General features: G+C 44.8%; 21 protein-coding genes and 1 other annotated feature. Of the genes, 18 read left to right on the forward strand and 3 right to left on the reverse strand.

The window, feature by feature from the left end:
* Position 1: 1 nt before the first annotated feature.
* From Q1X33_RS04270 to Q1X33_RS04320, 11 genes are all read left to right on the forward strand, one after another.
* Positions 2-133: a hypothetical protein gene (locus Q1X33_RS04270; RefSeq protein WP_254907872.1), complete on the forward strand. Its 132-nt coding sequence runs from the start codon at positions 2-4 to the stop codon at positions 131-133.
* A gap of 35 nt (positions 134-168) precedes the next feature.
* A complete protein-coding gene (locus tag Q1X33_RS04275; protein ID WP_005226396.1) occupies positions 169-1,308 on the forward strand; it encodes a PIN/TRAM domain-containing protein in 1,140 nt (379 codons plus the stop codon).
* A gap of 169 nt (positions 1,309-1,477) precedes the next feature.
* Positions 1,478-2,935 (forward strand): glutamate--tRNA ligase, encoded by a 1,458-nt coding sequence (gltX, locus tag Q1X33_RS04280; RefSeq protein WP_005226398.1) that lies wholly within the window; start codon positions 1,478-1,480, stop codon positions 2,933-2,935.
* Positions 2,932-3,130: a binding site (T-box leader), on the forward strand. (Overlaps the previous gene by 4 nt.)
* Before the next feature lie 65 nt (positions 3,131-3,195).
* Positions 3,196-3,732 carry a serine O-acetyltransferase EpsC gene (epsC, locus tag Q1X33_RS04285; protein ID WP_081117733.1) on the forward strand — a complete coding sequence of 179 codons (537 nt, stop codon included), beginning with the start codon at positions 3,196-3,198 and terminating at the stop codon, positions 3,730-3,732.
* The gene (gene cysS / locus Q1X33_RS04290) at positions 3,725-5,137 is read left to right on the forward strand and encodes a cysteine--tRNA ligase (RefSeq protein WP_301969556.1); all 1,413 of its coding nucleotides are present in this window, start codon (positions 3,725-3,727) and stop codon (positions 5,135-5,137) included. Before epsC ends, cysS begins: the two co-directional genes overlap by 8 nt.
* Entirely contained in the window at positions 5,134-5,556 is a 423-nt protein-coding gene (locus Q1X33_RS04295; RefSeq protein ID WP_005226405.1) for a Mini-ribonuclease 3, read from the forward strand. The genes cysS and Q1X33_RS04295 overlap by 4 nt, the downstream gene beginning before the upstream one ends.
* A complete protein-coding gene (rlmB, locus tag Q1X33_RS04300; protein WP_005226411.1) occupies positions 5,522-6,361 on the forward strand; it encodes a 23S rRNA (guanosine(2251)-2'-O)-methyltransferase RlmB in 840 nt (279 codons plus the stop codon). Before Q1X33_RS04295 ends, rlmB begins: the two co-directional genes overlap by 35 nt.
* The gene (locus tag Q1X33_RS04305; RefSeq protein WP_005226413.1) at positions 6,358-6,876 is read left to right on the forward strand and encodes an NYN domain-containing protein; all 519 of its coding nucleotides are present in this window, start codon (positions 6,358-6,360) and stop codon (positions 6,874-6,876) included. The genes rlmB and Q1X33_RS04305 overlap by 4 nt, the downstream gene beginning before the upstream one ends.
* Before the next feature lie 95 nt (positions 6,877-6,971).
* Entirely contained in the window at positions 6,972-7,535 is a 564-nt protein-coding gene (locus Q1X33_RS04310) for a sigma-70 family RNA polymerase sigma factor (RefSeq protein WP_015508689.1), read from the forward strand.
* Between the two features lie 87 nt (positions 7,536-7,622).
* Complete coding sequence (locus Q1X33_RS04315) at positions 7,623-7,868, forward strand: Veg family protein (protein WP_005226417.1); 246 nt, start codon at positions 7,623-7,625, stop codon at positions 7,866-7,868.
* A 61-nt stretch (positions 7,869-7,929) separates the two neighbouring features.
* The gene (locus Q1X33_RS04320; protein ID WP_005226419.1) at positions 7,930-8,178 is read left to right on the forward strand and encodes a GNAT family N-acetyltransferase; all 249 of its coding nucleotides are present in this window, start codon (positions 7,930-7,932) and stop codon (positions 8,176-8,178) included.
* Positions 8,179-8,273: 95 nt separating this feature from the next.
* Here Q1X33_RS04320 and mscL read toward each other — a convergent pair whose 3' ends face one another.
* Entirely contained in the window at positions 8,274-8,720 is a 447-nt protein-coding gene (gene mscL / locus Q1X33_RS04325) for a large conductance mechanosensitive channel protein MscL (protein WP_301969557.1), read from the reverse strand.
* 161 nt (positions 8,721-8,881) lie between these two features.
* Here mscL and Q1X33_RS04330 point away from each other — a divergent pair, with 161 nt between their 5' ends.
* The 7 genes from Q1X33_RS04330 (at position 8,882) to rny (ending at position 17,850) form a co-directional block, all read left to right on the forward strand.
* On the forward strand, positions 8,882-10,150 hold the full coding sequence (locus Q1X33_RS04330) for a pitrilysin family protein (protein ID WP_005226424.1): 1,269 nt from the start codon (positions 8,882-8,884) through the stop codon (positions 10,148-10,150).
* Positions 10,143-11,441: a pitrilysin family protein gene (locus tag Q1X33_RS04335; protein WP_005226432.1), complete on the forward strand. Its 1,299-nt coding sequence runs from the start codon at positions 10,143-10,145 to the stop codon at positions 11,439-11,441. The genes Q1X33_RS04330 and Q1X33_RS04335 overlap by 8 nt, the downstream gene beginning before the upstream one ends.
* 463 nt (positions 11,442-11,904) lie before the next feature.
* Positions 11,905-12,807 carry a helix-turn-helix domain-containing protein gene (locus Q1X33_RS04340; protein WP_005226434.1) on the forward strand — a complete coding sequence of 301 codons (903 nt, stop codon included), beginning with the start codon at positions 11,905-11,907 and terminating at the stop codon, positions 12,805-12,807.
* A gap of 132 nt (positions 12,808-12,939) precedes the next feature.
* Entirely contained in the window at positions 12,940-13,521 is a 582-nt protein-coding gene (gene pgsA, locus Q1X33_RS04345; RefSeq protein ID WP_005226440.1) for a CDP-diacylglycerol--glycerol-3-phosphate 3-phosphatidyltransferase, read from the forward strand.
* 127 nt (positions 13,522-13,648) lie between these two features.
* A complete protein-coding gene (locus Q1X33_RS04350) occupies positions 13,649-14,887 on the forward strand; it encodes a competence/damage-inducible protein A (protein WP_005226441.1) in 1,239 nt (412 codons plus the stop codon).
* Between the two features lie 102 nt (positions 14,888-14,989).
* Positions 14,990-16,033: a recombinase RecA gene (gene recA, locus Q1X33_RS04355; protein ID WP_005226448.1), complete on the forward strand. Its 1,044-nt coding sequence runs from the start codon at positions 14,990-14,992 to the stop codon at positions 16,031-16,033.
* 242 nt (positions 16,034-16,275) lie between these two features.
* Positions 16,276-17,850, forward strand: coding sequence for a ribonuclease Y (gene rny, locus Q1X33_RS04360; RefSeq protein ID WP_301969558.1), 1,575 nt, complete (start codon positions 16,276-16,278; stop codon positions 17,848-17,850).
* A gap of 298 nt (positions 17,851-18,148) precedes the next feature.
* Here rny and treR read toward each other — a convergent pair whose 3' ends face one another.
* Both treR and pgmB read right to left on the reverse strand, forming a co-directional pair.
* On the reverse strand, positions 18,149-18,865 hold the full coding sequence (gene treR / locus Q1X33_RS04365; RefSeq protein WP_005226457.1) for a trehalose operon repressor: 717 nt from the start codon (positions 18,863-18,865) through the stop codon (positions 18,149-18,151).
* 54 nt (positions 18,866-18,919) lie between these two features.
* Positions 18,920-19,570 (reverse strand): beta-phosphoglucomutase, encoded by a 651-nt coding sequence (pgmB, locus tag Q1X33_RS04370; protein WP_005232889.1) that lies wholly within the window; start codon positions 19,568-19,570, stop codon positions 18,920-18,922.
* Positions 19,571-19,579: the final 9 nt, after the last annotated feature.

The following is a 19,579-nucleotide window of genomic DNA, read 5'->3' on the forward strand; positions in this document are numbered from 1 at the left end:
AGTGGAGTCAATGCAAGAGCAAGGGGCAATCGCCTCTCCTCTTGCCCTGACGCTGCTGATTCATTCGTTTGAACCAACCGACCGACAGCCGCTGACTGGCGGAAGGAGCCTGTCTGGCAGCACGGATTTTTGAACAAAAGAAACCTACTGGAGTATGGAGGAACACGTATGCAGAAACGAGTCATTACCGCACTAATGGTACTTGCCGGAGCAAGTCTGGGGATCTCACTGATGCCTATCGCATGGCAAGCCATTGGGCAAACCCAAAATGAATGGCTGAATAATAACATCACTAATAGTTTGCTTGGAGCCCTTATTTTCTTTTTATTATCTTTACTATTAGCGAAATATATTGCAGCCGGTATTCGCAAAATTGAAGAAAAACTAAGTGAATTGAGCTTAACGTATCTCTTGTTTGGCGCAATTGGTTCGATCATCGGTCTGATGATCGGTGTGATCGTGTCGATTCCTTTTTACAATTGGGATATTCCTTTTATCAACGGGATCGCCCCAATCTTAGTGATGGTCCTGTTAGGGTATCTCGGTTTTCAGATCGGGACGACACGGATCGATGAATGGAAAAAAGTCTTTGCCCCGAAAAACAAAAAGGCAGAGCCCCAAGAGCAAGATGAACAGCAGATGCTGGAAAGAAAGATCGCGGACCACTTCCACAAATACAAAATTTTGGATACCAGCGTGATCATTGATGGTCGGATCTATGACATTGCTAAAACGGGTTTTTTAGAAGGCGTCTTGCTGATCCCGAATTTTGTCTTGTACGAATTGCAATACATCGCAGATTCTGGCGATAGTTTGAAACGGGTTCGGGGCCGCCGCGGCTTGGATATTTTGAATGCTTTGCAAAAAGAAGAAGGCATCGCAGTTGAGATGTATGAAGGCGATTTTGAAGACATTTCCGAAGTCGATAGCAAGCTGATCAAGTTAGCGAAGATGCTGGATGGTGTCGTCGTGACCAATGATTACAATTTAAACAAAGTTTCTGAATTTCAAAATGTGCCTGTCTTGAATATCAATGCGTTAGCCAATGCGGTCAAACCAGTGGTGATTCCAGGAGAAAGCATGCACGTCTTAGTGGTGAAAGCTGGCACGGAGCGCCAGCAAGGGGTCGCTTATCTAGATGACGGGACGATGGTCGTGGTGGAAGATGGCCAGCATTACATGAATGAACACATCGAAGTGATCGTCACCAGCGCCTTGCAAACGGCAGCTGGGCGGATGATTTTTGCCAAACCAGCCCATTCTGGTCGCGGCATCGACAACAAAGAAGGATCGAAATCAGAGAAATAATCCTCGGCAGCTGGCGTAAAATATGCCAGCTGCCTTTACTAATTGGGTTATTGATTGTACAATTCAACTTGAGGGTTCTGTTTTTTACGCGGGTCTTTCCCACTAAACTGAACAATAAGCCCCAAGCAGCTTGGCTGGCTTGGAAATCAGATGAAGGAAGAGGAAAACAATGACAAAAGTACGTGTACGTTACGCGCCAAGTCCAACAGGACATTTACACATCGGGAATGCTCGGACGGCTTTATTCAATTATTTGTTTGCTCGTCATAATGACGGTGAATTTATTATCCGAATCGAAGACACCGATCAAAAAAGAAACATTGAAGATGGTGAAAAAAGCCAGCTTGAAAACTTGCAATGGTTAGGAATGGATTGGGACGAATCACCTGAAAATCCAGGAGAATACGGTCCGTATCGTCAATCAGAACGCGGCGATATCTACCAACCACTGATCGATCAATTGCTTGCAAGCAATCGTGCGTATAAGTGTTATTGTACGGAAGAAGAACTGGAAGCCGAACGTGAAGGCCAAAGAGCTCGTGGCGAGATGCCCCATTATGCAGGGAAATGTGCCAACTTAACACCAGAAGAGCAAGCCGAAAAAGAAGCACAAGGCTTGAAACCAGTGATTCGTTTCCGTGTCTCTCGCAATACTGAATACAAATTCCACGACATGGTCAAAGGCGAGATCGTTTTTGAATCAGATAATGTCGGTGGCGATTTTGTCATCCAAAAACGTGACGGTATGCCGACTTACAACTTTGCAGTAGCAGTCGATGACCATCATATGAAAATCACCCATGTGCTGCGTGGAGATGACCACATCGCCAACACACCAAAACAGTTGATGATCTATGAAGCATTTGGCTGGCAAGCACCAGAATTCGGGCATATGACGTTGATCATCAATAGCGAAACCGGGAAAAAATTAAGCAAACGGGACGAATCGATTCTCCAATTCATCGAGCAATACCGTGAGTTGGGTTATCTACCAGACGCTATGTTCAACTTCATTGCACTTTTAGGCTGGTCACCAGTAGGGGAAGAAGAAATCTTCTCTCAAGAAGAATTGATCAAAATCTTTGATCCTGAACGGTTGAGCAAATCACCAGCTGCCTTCGATGCCAAGAAGTTGGAATGGGTCAATAACCAGTACATGAAACAAATGGATCTGGATGAATTGACGGCAATGTGCGTCCCTTACTTGGCAAAAGCCGGTCGCATCGAAGAAACATTGACCGAAGAAAAAGCTGCCTGGTTGAAAAAAATCGTTTCCTTGTATCAACCGCAAATGAGTTTTGCGGCACAAATCGTCGACCTTTCGGAATTGTTCTTCGAAGAACACCCTGAATTAGATGATGCAGCCAAAGAAGTCTTAGCAGGAGAAACTGTACCTACGGTTTTGACAGCCTTTAAAGAAAAATTACAGGCGATGCCAGTTGTTGAGGCTGCGGCAGTCAAAGCAGCCATCAAAGAGATCCAAAAAGAAACAGGCATCAAAGGCAAGAATTTATTCATGCCGATCCGCGTGGCGGTCTCAGGCCAAACCCACGGACCAGAACTACCAGATACCGTTGAATTATTAGGGAAAGAAAAAGCCCTTGATCATTTGAATAACGTGTTATAAACACAGCGAATAGACGAAGTACTAGCCGATTTTTTTCAGAGAGACCACGGAAGGTGAGAGTGGTCAAAAAAGGCTAGGAAATGCACCTAGGAGTGGCTTTGGCGCAAGTCAAAGACGAAGCAGCGGACGTTACCCGCTTGAAGGCAGTGCCGAACTGCGAACAAAAGTGGGACCACGCAAAAAAGCGTCTTTTGAATAAGGAAACTTATTTGAAAGACGCTTTTTTCGTATCAAGAAGTTTGGATAAAGTAGGTGAGAAGATGACTTGGTTCAAAAAAGCAATTGCGGCAACAAAAAAACATGATCCATCGGTACGATCAACGTTGGAGATCATCATCACATACCCAGGATTTCATGCCTTGTTTTGGCATCGTTGGTCGCATTTTTTGTTTCAGCATCGCTGGTATTTTTTGGCAAAACTGACGGCCCAGTTTTGGCGTTTCTTGACTGGGATCGAGATTCATCCTGGTGCGCAGATCGGCCAAGGGGTCTTTATCGATCATGGGATGGGCGTCGTGATCGGGGAAACGGCGATCATTGAAGATGATGTGGTCTTGTTTCACGGGGTCACCTTAGGGGGAACCGGTAAAGAGCGGGGCAAGCGTCATCCCACGGTCAAAACCGGTGCGTTTCTCTCAGCCCATGCGCAGATCTTAGGTCCTGTCACAATCGGTGAATATGCAAAGATCGGCGCCAATGCAGTGGTTTTGAAGGATATCCCCGCAGAAGCAACTGCTGTCGGCATCCCAGCAAAGATCGTTCGAATCAAAGGAAAGAAGGTTACCCACGATGATTAAAATCTATAATACGCTGACACGAGAAAAAGAAGTGTTTCAGCCATTAGAAGAAAAAAAAGTAAAAATGTATGTTTGCGGACCCACCGTCTATAACTACATCCATATCGGGAATGGCCGCAGTACTGTGTCGTTTGATACCGTACGCCGTTATTTTGAATACCGCGGCTATACAGTGGACTATTTGATGAATTTTACCGATGTCGATGATAAAATCATTCGTGCGGCAAAAGAATTAGGCACGACGGCCCCAGAAGTGGCAGAGCGTTTTATCAACGCCTTCAATGAAGATACCGCAGCGCTGAACGTCAAACCTGCTACGATGAATCCTCGTGTGATGGATCATATCGAAGACATCATTGCCTTTATTGTTGCTCTTGTAGAAAAAGGCTATGCCTATCCAGTCAATGGCGATGTTTATTACCGTACCCGCAAATTTGCTCACTATGGGCAATTAAGCGACCAATCCATCGATGAGCTGGAAGTCGGCGCAAGTCAGCGGATCGGTGAAGAACAAAAAATCAAGGAAGATCCGTTGGATTTTGCTTTGTGGAAAGCGGCAAAAGGCGATGAGATCGCTTGGGAATCTCCTTGGGGAGCCGGTCGTCCTGGCTGGCATATCGAATGCTCGGTGATGGCGACCAAACACCTAGGCGAGACCATCGATATTCATGGAGGCGGACAAGACTTGACCTTCCCGCATCATGAAAATGAGATCGCCCAAAGTGAGGCGAAAACTGGCAAGACCTTTGCCAACTATTGGATGCATAACGGCTATGTGACGATCGGTGAAGACGAAGAAAAAATGAGTAAGTCACTGGGCAACTTCGTCACGGTGCATGAGATGGTCAAAAAAGTTGATCCGCAGGTGCTGCGTTTCTTTTTGGCAACGACCCAGTACCGCCGACCAATCAAATACAGTGAGACTACCTTGCATGAAGCACAAACCAACTTGCAAAAATTGCGGACGACCTATGAAAATGCCAAATTCCGCTTGAATAGCAGTCATTATCAAGCCAGCGATGAGGAAATCAATGCAGCGGTTCTGGAAGAATTTGAAGAACGTTTCGTCAAAGAAATGGACGACGATTTCAATGCGGCTAACGGGATCACTGTGGTCTATGAATTGGCGAAGTGGCTGAACTTAGCTAGCGAAGACCCAGAAACAGATTTGGCTTTATTAGCGGCTGGATTAGCCAAATTCAGCGAATGGCTGACGATTTTCGGGATTTATTTTGTATCCGAAGAATTGCTGGAAGAAGAAATCGAACAGCTGATCAATGAACGGATCGCCGCCCGCAAAGCCAAAGATTTTGCCCGCAGCGACCAAATCCGTGATGAGTTGAAAGAACAAGGGATCATCTTAGAAGACACCCCGCAAGGAACCCGATGGAGACGAGAAGCATGAGAGATTATAAACAATTGAATGGTTTGGCATTGGCCTATGTGGGGGATGCGGTCTATGAAGTCTATATTCGCGATTATTTAGTCGCCCAAGGCCAAACCCGCCCGAACCAACTGCACCATATGGCGACCCACTATGTGTCGGCCAAAGCCCAAGCGGCATTGATCCAAAAGATGTTGGATGAAGAGATCCTGACTGAAGAAGAACATGATTTTTACCGCCGCGGCCGCAATAGTAAAAGCCATACGGGCGCCAAAAATGCCGATGTCACGACGTATCGTATCGCTACTGGCTTTGAATCGCTGATCGGGTATTTGCACCTCACGCAGCAACAAGAACGCTTAGACGAGCTAATAGACTGGTGTATAAAGAAAGTAGGAGAAGAAGATGCGAGAAAAACCGCAAAGAAAGCGTCCAAATAAAAAAACAGCTGGCCGATCAGAAGCCAGACAAGAAAATAAACCGGATCGCCGCAAAGAAGCCGCTGGAGAAGCCATCGAAGATAATTTTGTCTTCGGCTATCATGCGGTTGCTGAAGCCTTGAAAGAAGGGCGAGGCAACAAGCTGTTTCTTTCCGAAGAAGCACGGGGAGAAAAAATCGATCGTTTGAAAGAAATGGCGCGGGAACAGGCAGTTCCGGTCAAATGGGTGCCAAAACAAAAGCTGGATACGATGAGTGACCAAGGGGTCCATCAAGGCATGATCTTGGCGATCACCCCTTATCAGTATTTGACCTTGGATGAATTGTTGGCCCAAACGAAAGAACAGCCGCTGTATCTGATTTTAGATAATCTAGAAGATCCCCATAATTTCGGCTCCATCATGCGAACCGCTGATGCCAGCGGCGTAGACGGGATCATCATTCCAAAACACCGTGCGGTGGGGATCACGCCGATCGTGGTGAAAACGTCGACCGGCGCAGTGGAACATATCCCTGTGGCCCGCGTGACCAACTTGACCCAAGCAGTCCAGCAGCTGAAAAAAGCTGGTTTTTGGATCTTCGGTACTGATATGAGTGGCAGTGATTACCGCACATGGAATGCCCAAGGGGCGGTCGGTTTGATCATCGGCAACGAAGGTCGCGGCATGGGGGAAGGTTTGAAAAAAGAAGTGGATCAAATGCTGACGATCCCAATGACCGGGCACGTGCAGAGCTTAAATGCCAGTGTGGCGGCAGGTTTGTTGATGTATCAGGCCTTTACTAGCCGAAATGGGGCGTCCCAATGAAAACCCCTTTGCTGATCGTGGATGGCTACAATATGATTGGCGCTTGGCCGGAGCTGGTTCTTTTGAAAAATCAGGACCGTTTAGAAGATGCCCGAGAAGCCTTACTGAATCGGCTGTCGAATTATGCAAAATATGAAGGGTTGAAAATCATCGTTGTTTTTGATGCCCAACTGGTGCCTGGTGTGACCCAAAGTTACACCAAATATCAGCTGGAAGTTATTTTTACTGAAGAAGGAGAGACCGCCGACAGCTACATCGAACGAATCGCTGGTGAATTAAACAATCGATTGACCCAAGTCACCGTCGCTACCAGCGATTTAGCCGAACAGTGGGTGATCTTCTCTCAAGGTGCTTTGCGAACTTCGGCACGGGAATTGTACAAAAGCGTGGAAAAAACGGAAAAAGACATCCACGAGCATCAAACCGACTTGCGGTTTGAAAATTTCCGCCGCAATTCCCCTTGGTCACCTGAACAATTAGCCGAACTTGAAAAGAAATTGCGCGACCTTAGTTAGGGACAAAGTTGGTCTGGTAAATTAGAAGATGTCCCAGCCATTTATGATACGCTCCTTTTGTAGCAAATGAAGCAAAAACAAAAGGAGTGATCTCGATGCGCACAAAGGAAAGACAAGTATCGCACCGTTCAGATAGATTTGAAGAGTTGTTCAGAAAATATCGACCGATCGTTGAGATTTTGCATAAAAAATATTATCTGCGGGATTATGACTTAGATGATTGGCTGCAAGAAGGCAGGATCGTTTTTAATAAGTGTCTAAAGACTTACGATAAGGACAAAGGAACGACCATCGGTATCTTGTTTAAGCGTTCCTTTGAGAACCGTATCTGCAGCCTATTGCGGGCGCAGCATGCCCAAAAACGCAAAGCCCAAGTCGATGCCTGCTCGCTGGAAGAAAAGCTTTTACAAGAAGGCAATCGGTTTTTGACCGATCATAATCGCTGTGCGGAAACTGCAGAGACCTACTTATTCGTTAATGAATCGTTGGCAGAGTATCCGAAAAGTTTATCGTCTTTAGAACGAATGGTTATAATGAATTATTTAAAAGGATTAGAACTTGATCAGATTGCCGCTCAAGAAAAGCTGCCTTACGAAAAAATAAAAAGCGCTTTCAGTCGCGGTCGGACAAAGTTGATAGCGCTTATCAAGGGTGTTTAACAAAAATCTTATTGAAAGTAGAATTATTTTATGGTAAACTTGAAATTTTCTGCTTTTCGTGGTATGATGATGCTCGAGGTGAATGCGATGCCAACAACTTTAGCTACGATCAAGAAAGATTTAGAAGGCCGTATCGGTAGTGAGATTATGCTAGTTGCTCAGACTGGACGTAAGCGTCAAACTGAACGTCGCGGCGTTTTGACAGAAACTTATCCTTCAGTTTTTGTTGTAGATTTGGATCCAAATGAGAATTCATTCGAGCGGGTTTCTTATAGTTATTCAGATATTTTAACCAGAACTGTTGAGATTGAATTTTTATCAGAAGCTGTTTGAAACAAGAAGAGTTGACACTTTGTTGACTCTTTTTTGGTTCAATAAGATAAGGAGTGATGGGATGGCGTTTTTTCTAAAAGAGTTAGGGGAAATGACTGGGGTGGAGTTTTATCAGCTTGCCCGTTTGCGTACAGCGGTTTTTGTGGTGGAACAAGCGTGTGCGTATCAAGAGGTCGATGCGATCGATGCACAAGCCCACTTAGAAAAATTCTACGGCCAGTATGGCTTTAAAACCATTACACCGCCTTTTTATGAAGACGGGATCCTGCATGTCGGGATGAAAAAAGAAGCAAGCACAGCGACTCTCTAGCGAGGTTCGCGTGCTTGCTTCTTTTAGCGCTATGATTGATGGATCGGATGAATCCGAATCGCTTCTTTCGACCTTATTGACTAAGAGCCGTTTTTTTATCGGATCGTATCGTCCAATGATGTTGGACGTGGATCAACAGTGTTGGCAGGAGGCGTTTGCGCTTTTAGAAGGTCACGAATCTCTTCTAAATAATCCTCTGCAGTGACTTCTGGTACTTCTTCTTCCTCAGGTTGTTGTTTCAGATTGCGTAGTTTGTTGACTGCTTTGACAATCAAGAACAAGACAAATGCGGTAATCAAGAACGTAATAATGGCAGTAATTACGCGGCCGAAATCAAAGACCACATTTTTGGCTGGTTCAAAGACCAAGCCAGAAAAGGCATCGGCGTTACCAAAGAGTGATAAGATCCATGAAACCAATGGTGTCAGCAATCCTTCAACTAAACTAGTGACGATTGCGGTGAAGGCACTCCCGATCACGACCCCGATCGCCAAGTCAATGACGTTTCCCCGTAAAATAAATTCTTTAAATTCTTTATTCATCCTGTATCCTCCCTTCTAAATCTTACTGACAGTATAGCGAAAAATGCGGGATTTATAAAAAAAAACGCTCGCTACAGCAGGTTTGATCAGCGAGCCGAGGAGAAAGTTTGTCAGCTATGCTATAATTGAAGAGATAATTTTGCTTCTAGAAGGGGTGTCACATGTCTATTGAATTAAAAAAAGGTGTTCGGTTAACGGTGCTACCGACCAAAAAGTATAAAACGATTCGTTTTTTCGTTCGGTTTACTGCACCATTGCAGGCTGAAATGACCGCCAAACGGACCTTATTGACCAGTTTATTAGAAACGACTAGTTTGGCTTATCCGACACAGACCGCGTTTAGCAGTCAGCTGGCAGAGCTTTACGGTGCCAGCTTTGGTATGAATGTCAACAAACGGGGCAATCTGCATCAGATCAATGCAGCGATGTCCTTTGTCAACGGGAAGTACGTGTCAGATGAAGCAGTATTGCCGCAAGCAGCCGCTTTTTTAGCAGAAGTTTTGTTCCATCCGAATGCCCACGAGGAGCAATTTGAAGAAAAGAACTTCACCATCGAAAAGCACAACTTGATCGCCTATATGAATAGCGTGGCAGAAGATAAGCAAGCATTGGCTTCTTTAGGGCTGCAAGAGTTGTATTTCGAAAACGATCAGAATCAGAAGTATCCGAGCTTTGGCCGTCCGCAAGACTTAGAAGCTGTGACCTCAAAAGAGCTTTACCAAACCTATCGCTCAATGATGGACAATGATCAAATCGATCTTTTCGTGATCGGCGATGTGGTTGAAGCAGAAGTTGCAGCGCTCTTCCAAAACATGGCCTTTACCGATCGGCCAGACCAAGCAATGCCGGTCTTTTATCAGCAAGCGGCGGAAAACATCATTCGCGAGAAAATCTTGCGAGAACCAATCATCCAAGCCAAATTGAACTTAGGCTATCATACTGGCGTGTATTATGACCAAGCCGAGCGGATCGCCTTTATGGTCTTCAACGGGTTGTTTGGCGGATTCCCTCATTCAAAACTGTTTATGAATGTCCGAGAGAAAGAAAGTTTGGCGTATTATGCTTCTAGCAGTATCGATACGTTTCGTGGGTATTTGTCGGTCCAAACGGGGATCGATGGCAAAAACCGCGATAAGGTCTTCAAATTGATCGAACAGCAGCTGCAAAGCTTGCAGCGTGGCGAAGTCACCGCGGAAGAACTGGCACAAACAAAAGCGATGTTGAAAAACCAGTACTTGCTCTCATTGGATAACCCACAAGCACTGATCGAAACAGCCTATCTGAATCAGTGGGTACCGAATACGAAAATGACGGAAGATGAATTTATGCAGAAATTGGCACAAGTGACCGTGGCAGATGTCCAAGCATTGGCTCAAAACGTGTCCTTGCAAGCTGTATTCTTCCTGGATAAGGAGACGACCCATGAATAAAAAAGTCTATCAGCAAATCAATGAGACCCTTTATGAAGAAGTATTGCCAAACGGCTTGAAAGTTTATTTGCTGCCAAAAGCCGATTTCCATAAAACTTACGGACTTTTCAGTACGAACTATGGCTCTGTCGACAATCATTTCGGGTTTTCACCCGAAGCATTGCATCAAGTCCCTGATGGCATTGCCCATTTTCTAGAGCACAAACTGTTTGAAAAAGAAGACGGCGATGTCTTTCAAACCTTTGGTCAGCAGGGGGCGTCTGCCAATGCCTTTACCAGTTTCACGAAAACTAGCTACCTTTTTTCGGCAACCGATCAAATCAAGCTGAACCTTGAAACGTTGATCGATTTCGTTCAAGCCCCGTATTTCACAGAAGAAACCGTCGAAAAAGAAAAAGGGATCATTGGTCAAGAAATCCAAATGTATGATGACGATCCAAACTGGCAGCAGTTTTTCGGCATCATCAAAAATCTGTATCCGAAGCACCCCTTGCATATCGATATCGCTGGTACGGTGGAAAGCATTGCGCAGATCACCGCAGAAGACTTGTATCTTTGCTACAATACCTTCTATCACCCAAGCAACATGACACTTTTTGTGGTAGGCAATATCGATCCTGAAGAAACGATGGCGTGGATTCGGACCAATCAAGCGGCCAAGACCTTTCCAGAAACGCAGGCGATCATTCGCCAGTTTCCTGAAGAAACCTTTGCCGATATTCAAGCAGAATCAAGTCTTACCATGCCAGTGACACGTGCCAAAGGCGTATTAGGGATCAAAGGAGACTTGAACAAACTGCCGAAATCAGGAAGAGAGCTCTTGCGCTTCAAAAATGCGTTGAATCTTTTCTGCCAATTGGTGTTAGGCAATACTTCTGCCAATTATTTGCGTTTGTATGATCAAGGCATCATCGACGACACATTTGGGTTTGAAGTGAACTTGGATCGCGGCTTTTACTTTGCCGACTTCTCGGGGGATTCTGAAGAGCCAGAAAAAATGTTGGCAGAGATCGAAGCGATCGTAATGAATTTCCCGCAAGATCCAGAGATCAATGAAGAAAACTTGACGTTATTGAAGAAGAAAATGCTAGGGAAATATTTCCAATCACTGAACTCACTGGAGTTTATCGCAAACCAGTTTACCCAAAGTTTATTCGGTGAAACGACGCTCTTTGATCTGCCAGAGGTGATCCAATCGATCACTTTGGAAGATGTCCAGCAAGCGGCTCGTTCCTTTATCGATCCCAAAGCGTTTAGTCGTTTTTACATGTATCCAACGGAAAAAGCCTAAGCGAAGGCTAGTTTTGTCAAACAGCTGTCATCTAAGCGACACTGAATGATTCAAGGAGGAACGCCCAACAGAACAAGGGCTGCCAACTCCTGAGTCATTCAGTGTTTTCTTTTTGCGTCAAAAGGTGGTTTTTTCTTGCAATTTGATGCCAATTTGGCGAAAAGTATTAAAATTTGTTTGCGAGTTGTGGTTAGGCTATCCTCAGACTTTTTCTTTTATGGTATTCTTTAATTATTGAAGCAAAATCTTTTTTTGTTTTTTTACAAAAATTCACGGAAAAAATGTTATATTTAGTAGACGGCGCGCCCAGATGGCAATCTGCGTGACGGAGTTTTTTTTATTGACGTATACAGGGAACCCCTGTTTTAAAATGATAGAGCAGCTTTGCTGACCTTACGACAAGCAGCGAAGCGATTTTAGGGCTTTTTTTAAAGATGAATAAAAGACTGGAGTAGATGATCGAGTGGCCAACGAAACAACGATTGGAGCAAAATTACGGCAAGCCCGTTTAGATAAAAACATTTCATTGATTGAATTACAACAAATGACAAAGATCCAAAAACGCTATTTAGAAGCAATTGAAGCAGAGCGTTTTGATCAATTGCCAGGCACTTTTTATGTCCGTGCGTTTATTCGCCAATATGCAGCAGCGGTTGGAGAAGACGGCGACAAATTGGTAGCCGTTTTTGATGGCAAAGATACGTTAGACGCCCCCTTACCAAAAAGACCGCAGCCTGAAACCGTCAGCGGCTCACGAAAAGCACAGCACGTAGAAGAAAAAAGCGGCTCGTTTGTCGTCCGCTATTTGCCGATGATTCTATTAGGTCTGGTGGCCATTACGATCGTGAGTATCGTGGGCTACATGGCTTGGCAAGACCGGAATACAACGCCGATGATCCAAGGAAGCTCTTCTCTTGTGGTAGAAAATTCAGCGTCTACCGCTTCCACCACGTCAAGTACGGAAGAAACCAGTACTTCGAGTGAAGCGACGGAGTCTTCAAGTACGACGGAATCCAGCGAAGCGAAAATGACGATGACTGCCAGTGATTCGACGCAATCGTCGATCACGATCACGATGAAAGATGCGGAAAATCCTATTGAATTCGCATTTACTGGGCTAGATGCTTCTTGTTGGGTCGGTGTACAAGTCGACAACGCTTATGTGTACCAATACACTGTTCAAGCGGGAGAAACGCAATCGATGACGCTGCCAGAAGGCGCCACGAATGCGACTTTGACCCTGGGCGCAAGTCAAAATATCTCCATCACTGCCAATGGTCAGGAAGTGGACTTTTCTGACCCGCAATTTGAATTGTTACAAAAGACAGTCCGCCTCGTGATTGAATACCAAGACGATGCGGCATAAATCTGACAAATACGCCTTATTGAGGTATCATTAGCTAAAAAGTTATCTGTTGCATCCGACCATTGAAAAGCAGAAGTAGTGGCATGATTTGCCGTTATTTCGTACAATAGTCGGCAGAGAGGAGTCTATTTCGTGAATTTACCCAATCAATTAACTGTATTACGGATCATTATGATCCCCATCTTTATTTTGGTCTTGGTTTTGCCAATCGATCTTGGCACGCTGACCGTTGGTACGACACAATTAGAAAACACGCACCTTATTGCAGCGATCCTTTTTGCGGCGGCCAGCATTACAGACTGGCTAGATGGCAAGATCGCTCGTTCCAGAGGCCTTGTTACCAACTTCGGGAAGTTTGCTGACCCGTTAGCAGATAAAATGCTCGTCATGACGGCTTTTATCATGCTGGTTGAATTAGATAAAGCCCCAGGCTGGGTAGTTTCGATCATCGTTTGTCGCGAGTTGGCAGTGACAGGTTTACGCTTGTTGTTAGTGGAACAAAGCGGGGAAGTCATGGCTGCTGCGTGGCCAGGGAAAATCAAAACCGCGACACAAATGGTTGCGATCATTTTCTTGTTCTTGAACAACATTCCCTTTTCAATGATCGGTTTGCCTATCGATCAAATCATGTTGTATCTATGTTTGATCTTCACGATCTATTCCGGGGTCGATTATTTCATAAAAAATACGAATGTTTTTAAAGATTCTATGTAAAAGTTCTAGATCTAGATAAAGAAGCGATAAAAACAAGGATACAAGTCACGAAAGTTCAGAAGTTTTCTGGACTTTTTTTGTCAATATGAAAGACTTTTACGTATCTGATAAATGAAGGAGTAAACGAATGAAAGCAGAGATTATTGCAGTCGGGACCGAATTACTTTTAGGACAGGTGGTGAATACGAACGCAACCTTCTTGTCAGAAGAACTGGCAAGTCTTGGGATCGATGTTTTTTATCATAGTGTTGTCGGGGACAACCCCAATCGCTTAGAAGAATTGCTGACGATCGCCGACAAACGCAGCGACTTGATCGTATTGTGCGGCGGCTTAGGGCCCACCGACGATGACTTGACGAAACAAGTCACTGCCCGTCATGTGGGACAAGAGTTAGTCAGAGATGAACCAGGCTATCACCAATTGAAAGCCTTCTTTGAAAACAGTCAACGGAGGATGACGGAAAACAATTTGCGGCAGACCCTCGTTTTTAAGGACGGTGTGTCTTTGCCAAATCCCAATGGACTAGCGATCGGGATCTTTTATCAGACAGCCGCTACCAGTTATTTGCTGCTGCCAGGACCACCAAGTGAACTACAGGCGATGTTTCTTACCCACGCAAAACCACTTCTGTTAGAGCAGTTTCCCCAAGAAGAGGTCTTGCTGTCTCGCGTTTTGCGCTATTACGGGATCGGGGAATCGGCATTGGTCACAGAATTGGCCGATTTGATCGAGAATCAAGTCAATCCCACCATCGCTCCTTATGCCAAACCCAATGAGGTCACGCTGCGTCTGACGGTCAAAACTGCAGACGAGGCGCAAGGGATCAAACAATTGGATGCGTTAGAAGAAACCGTCCAAGCACGGGTCGGTGCGTATTTCTATGGGTATGGGGAACAAAATTCGCTGGCAGAAACAGTCGTCGAGCGACTGATCGAGAAAAAGAAAACCGTCACCGCAGCGGAAAGTTTGACCGCTGGTTTGTTCCAAGCGACCCTAGGAGGGATTCCTGGCGTCTCTGAGGTGTTTCCCGGTGGGTTCGTGACATATTCTGCTGCAACAAAAAGCAAGCTCTTAGGCATCGATCCAGGGCTTTTGGAAAGCTATGGAACTGTTAGTCAGGAATGTGCAGAAGCAATGGCCGTCTATGCCCGCAAACAAGCCGAGACTGATTATGCGGTGGCGTTTACTGGTGTTGCTGGTCCAGACGAGTTAGAAGGTCAGCCCAAAGGCACCGTTTGGATCGCCTTAGCTTCTGACAAAGGCGTCTCGAGCCAGCTGTATCACTTCAATCGCGACCGCGCCTATATTCGGCATAGTGCTGTCATGGCAGGCTTAAATCAAATACGTAAGGAATTATTAAATTAATGCGAATGTTTGTTCGTTTTTTCTTGCAATTTCCCTTCAGAAGGACTATTATTATCTTATGAACGACACACGAAAGTGATGAATATAAGGAGGATTATCCGTTTGGCAGATGATCGTAAAGCAGCCTTAGATGCTGCACTAAAGAAGATTGAAAAGAACTATGGTAAAGGTGCCATCATGAAGCTTGGCGAAAAAGTTGATCAACAAATTTCAACGATCCCAAGTGGTTCATTGGCCTTGGATGTTGCATTAGGTGTAGGTGGTTACCCACGAGGACGGATCGTAGAAGTTTACGGCCCAGAAAGTTCTGGTAAAACGACAGTTGCTTTACATGCCATTGCGGAAGTCCAAAAAAATGGCGGAACAGCAGCATTTATCGATGCCGAACATGCGTTAGATCCTCAGTATGCGCAAAAATTAGGCGTAAATATCGATGATCTTTTGTTATCACAACCAGATACAGGGGAACAAGGATTAGAGATCGCTGACGCCTTAGTTTCAAGTGGTGCGGTTGATATCGTGGTTATTGACTCGGTAGCAGCTTTAGTCCCGCGTGCGGAGATCGATGGTGAAATGGGTGATACCCACGTTGGTTTGCAAGCTCGTTTGATGTCACAAGCATTACGGAAACTTTCTGGTTCCATCAACAAAACGAAAACGATCGCGATCTTTATCAACCAAATTCGGGAAAAAGTTGGGATCATGTTCGGGAATCCAGAAACGACCCCTGGTGGCCGTGCGTTGAAATTCTATTCAACCATCCGTTTGGAAGTACGTCGTGCTGAGCAATTGAAATCCGGTACAGATATCATCGGGAACCGCACGAAGATCAAAGTAGTCAAAAACAAAGTAGCGCCACCATTTAAAGTAGCAGAAGTCGACATGATGTATGGTCAAGGGATTTCCCAAGAAGGCGAATTGCTGGATATGGCCGTGGAACAAGACATCGTCGATAAAAGCGGTGCGTGGTATGCCTATAAAGGGGATCGTATCGGTCAAGGTCGTGAAAACGCCAAAAACTACATGCGTGAACACCAAGAAATGATGTTAGAAGTTTCTGCTCGCGTCCGCGATGCTTACGGGATTGGAACAGGAGAGACCGTAACCCTTGAGGAAGCGCAAGAAGAATTACCATTAGACGACTAAGTCTTGAAAAAGCCAAACAACCTCGTTGTTTGGCTTTTTTGTGGTTTTTGCCAGATTCGTCCATTGTTGAAAAAACATCCGTAAAAAGGAAGGGTTGCGAAAGTTTACTTTATTATTTAAAGTTGACACTCTTGTGTTCAAACATTAGAATAAACGTATGTGGATTTCCACATAAGAAGTAGCGAATTGATAATTTTGTTATCCTTTGTTAATCAAAATTACAAAATATTTAAAAAGATAGTATGGAGGTGGATTCATTGGAACTACTTTACATTCTCCTCGCTATCATCGGTTTAATTGTCGGTCTTGGATTAGGAGTTTATGTGACGAAATCTCGTCATGAGAAAGAAATCAACGGCGCCCAAAATTCTGCAGCTGGAATTATCGAAAGCGCTAAGAAAGAAGCAGAAACTCTTAAAAAAGAAGCATTGTTAGAAGCTAAGGAAGAAAATCAGAAGTATCGGTCAGAGATTGAAAGTGAGTTGAAAGAAAGCAAACTTGATTTAAAATCACAAGAAAATCGTTTACTCCAAAGAGAACAAGTACTTGATCGTAAGGACGATTCTTTGGAAAAACGAGAACGCTCACTTGAAGATAAAGAAGGCAGACTTAGTGAGAAACAACAATTAATTGACGAGCGAGAAAAAGAAGTAGAAAACTTAATCGATGGACAACAGAAAGAATTAGAGCGCATCGCTGCGCTGTCTAGAGATGAAGCAAAAGAGTTGATCATGAAATCAACGGAAGAGGAATTGAACCATGAATTAACGATCATGGTCAAAGAATCTGAACAGAGTGCGAAGGAAGAAGCAGATCGAAAAGCAAAAAATCTCTTGTCCTTAGCAATCCAACGTTGTGCCGCAGACCAAGTGTCTGAAACCACGGTATCGGTCGTATCATTACCAAACGATGAGATGAAAGGTCGAATCATCGGAAGAGAAGGTCGGAACATTCGCACCCTTGAAACATTGACAGGGATCGATTTGATCATTGATGACACGCCAGAAGCAGTCGTCTTATCAGGATTTGATCCGATTCGCCGTGAAATTGCTCGTATGACCCTTGAAAAACTGATTCAAGACGGCCGGATCCATCCAGCTCGAATTGAAGAAATGGTCGAAAAATCTCGGAAAGAAATGGATGAGCATATTCGTGAATATGGGGAACAAGCAGCCTTTGAAGTCGGCGCCCACACCCTTCATCCAGACTTGATCAAGATTTTAGGTCGTTTGCGTTTCCGTACCAGCTACGGACAAAACGTCTTGAACCACTCGATCGAAGTCGCAAAACTAACCGGTGTTCTTGCCGCAGAATTAGGCGAAGATATCCAGTTAGCCAAACGCGCCGGACTCTTGCATGATATCGGGAAAGCCCTTGACCATGAAATCGAAGGCTCTCACGTTGAGATCGGGGCTGAGTTAGCTGCCAAATACAAAGAAAATGGTGTGGTGATCAATGCGATCGCTTCTCACCATGGAGATGTTGAAGCAACATCGGTTATCTCTGTTTTAGTTGCAGCCGCAGATGCCTTGTCAGCAGCCCGTCCAGGTGCCCGCAGCGAATCATTGGAAAATTATATTCGCCGCTTGCAAAACCTAGAAAATATCGCCAACGGCTTCAAAGGGGTCGATTCCAGTTTTGCAGTCCAAGCCGGACGTGAAGTCCGTGTAATGGTCAAACCAGAAGAGATTTCTGATTTGGATGCTGTACGATTGGTTCGCGACATCCGCAAGAAGATCGAAGACGATTTGGATTACCCTGGTCATATCAAGGTAACCGTTATTCGCGAGACCCGCGCAACGGATTACGCCAAATAGCTAGCAAAAGCAGTATCCTCTCAGAGGATACTGTTTTTTTTGTGTGGTTGATTGTTAATAAGGACGGATGAGTTGTGCAAATTCAACACTATTTCATCAGTCCCATAAATGATCGTGCCTTTTTTATTCGTCGGCAATAGAACAACGAGCAAGCAAAAGGATGGCTCGATAGCGACAGAGGCGAAAAGAGGGAGGGTCGATCCAGTATCATCGAGTGGGGGCTATTGAAAGACAAAACAGACCCAGACTTCTCGGTGAAGTCCAGGTCTGTTTCATGTGTTTCACGTTTATACGTCCATCAAATCTTGCGTCGGCGAGCAAAGTCCACAAAGCGGAATTTATCCAGTCGGTGGATCGATTCGGTGTATTCAAAACAGCGCGTGTCTTCTAGATACACGAGGCTGCGAACCGTAACGACATGCTGATCTTCAGGACGCAGATCCATTAGATCCCGCAATTCTTTGTTGACGGGGTCAACAGTAATTTCTTTTTGTGCATAAGCGATCTCAAGGCCAAGGTCATTTTCAAAGTAATCAAAAATCGATACTTTCGCTCGGTTTTCTGGCAACTCTTCGATAATAGAAGCATCAAGGTAATCTTTATCCAAAATCACCACTTCTCCATCGATTCTCCGCTGACGGATCAGTTTCCATGCCTCAGAGGCGACAGGCCAACCAGTGGTCTCGTGCAGCTTTGGCGAAACGGCGATCTTGCGGATCTCGACAACCTTAGTTTCACTAGGAATGCGTTGGGTATCTTGCAGCTCTCGAAAACTCGTCAAGCCAGAAATCGGGAAATCAAAGCGATTCAAGTCTAAAACGATCGAACCTTTCCCTTGTTTCTTTTGGATATAACCAGCATCCCGCAATAAATTCAATGCCTTACGGACAGTCTCGCGGGAGACACCATAAGTTTTGATCAATTGGTTTTCGCTAGGCAGCAAAGAATGCGGAGGGTATTCGTTTGCTAGAATTTTTTGTTCTAAATCTAAAAATATTTCTTTGAACTTGTTCATCGGATTGCCCCCTCTTTGGCTATTATAGCGAGGCCAATTTGGAAATGCAATCGACTATTTCGCCAAAAGTTCGTCAATGTTTAGGTCCGTTAATTTTTCAACGATCACATCTGCACCGTGTAATTCTTCTCCTGAATAAACGCCTACCGCATACATACCAGCAGCTTTGATGCCGTCGATCCCTGCTTGAGCATCTTCAAAGCCAACTGCTTCTGCCGGTTCAATGCCTAGTGCCAGCGCTGCTTGGATAAAGATTTCTGGATCTGGTTTGCCTTTTTTCAAGGTTGCTGGGTCAACGATCGTATCAAAGTCTTGCATGACCCCAAGTTTGTCCAAAATAAACGGTGCATTTTTGGATGCCGAAGCGATCGCACAAGGAATGTTTTTTGCTTTGGCTTCATCAAGGAATGTCTTCACCCCTGGCAATAGATCATCAGGAGTCAAGCTTTGTAATAATTGTACGTAGTGGGTATTTTTCTTCGTCGCTAACGCTTCTTTTTCGACTTCTGTGTAGGCATCATTTTTGTTGCCTAGTGTTAAGATTCGCTCTAAAGAATCCATGCGGCTGATGCCTTTTAACTGCTCGTTGAACTTCAAATCGATCTCGATCCCAATCTCAGCAGCTAATTCTTTCCATGCAATGTAGTGGTATTTAGCTGTATCTGTGATAACGCCGTCTAAATCAAAAACAAATCCTTTTTTCATGTGTAACAC

This window comes from Enterococcus sp. B2E4 (assembly GCF_030499455.1).
Taxonomy (GTDB): Bacteria; Bacillota; Bacilli; order Lactobacillales; family Enterococcaceae; genus Enterococcus_D; species Enterococcus_D casseliflavus.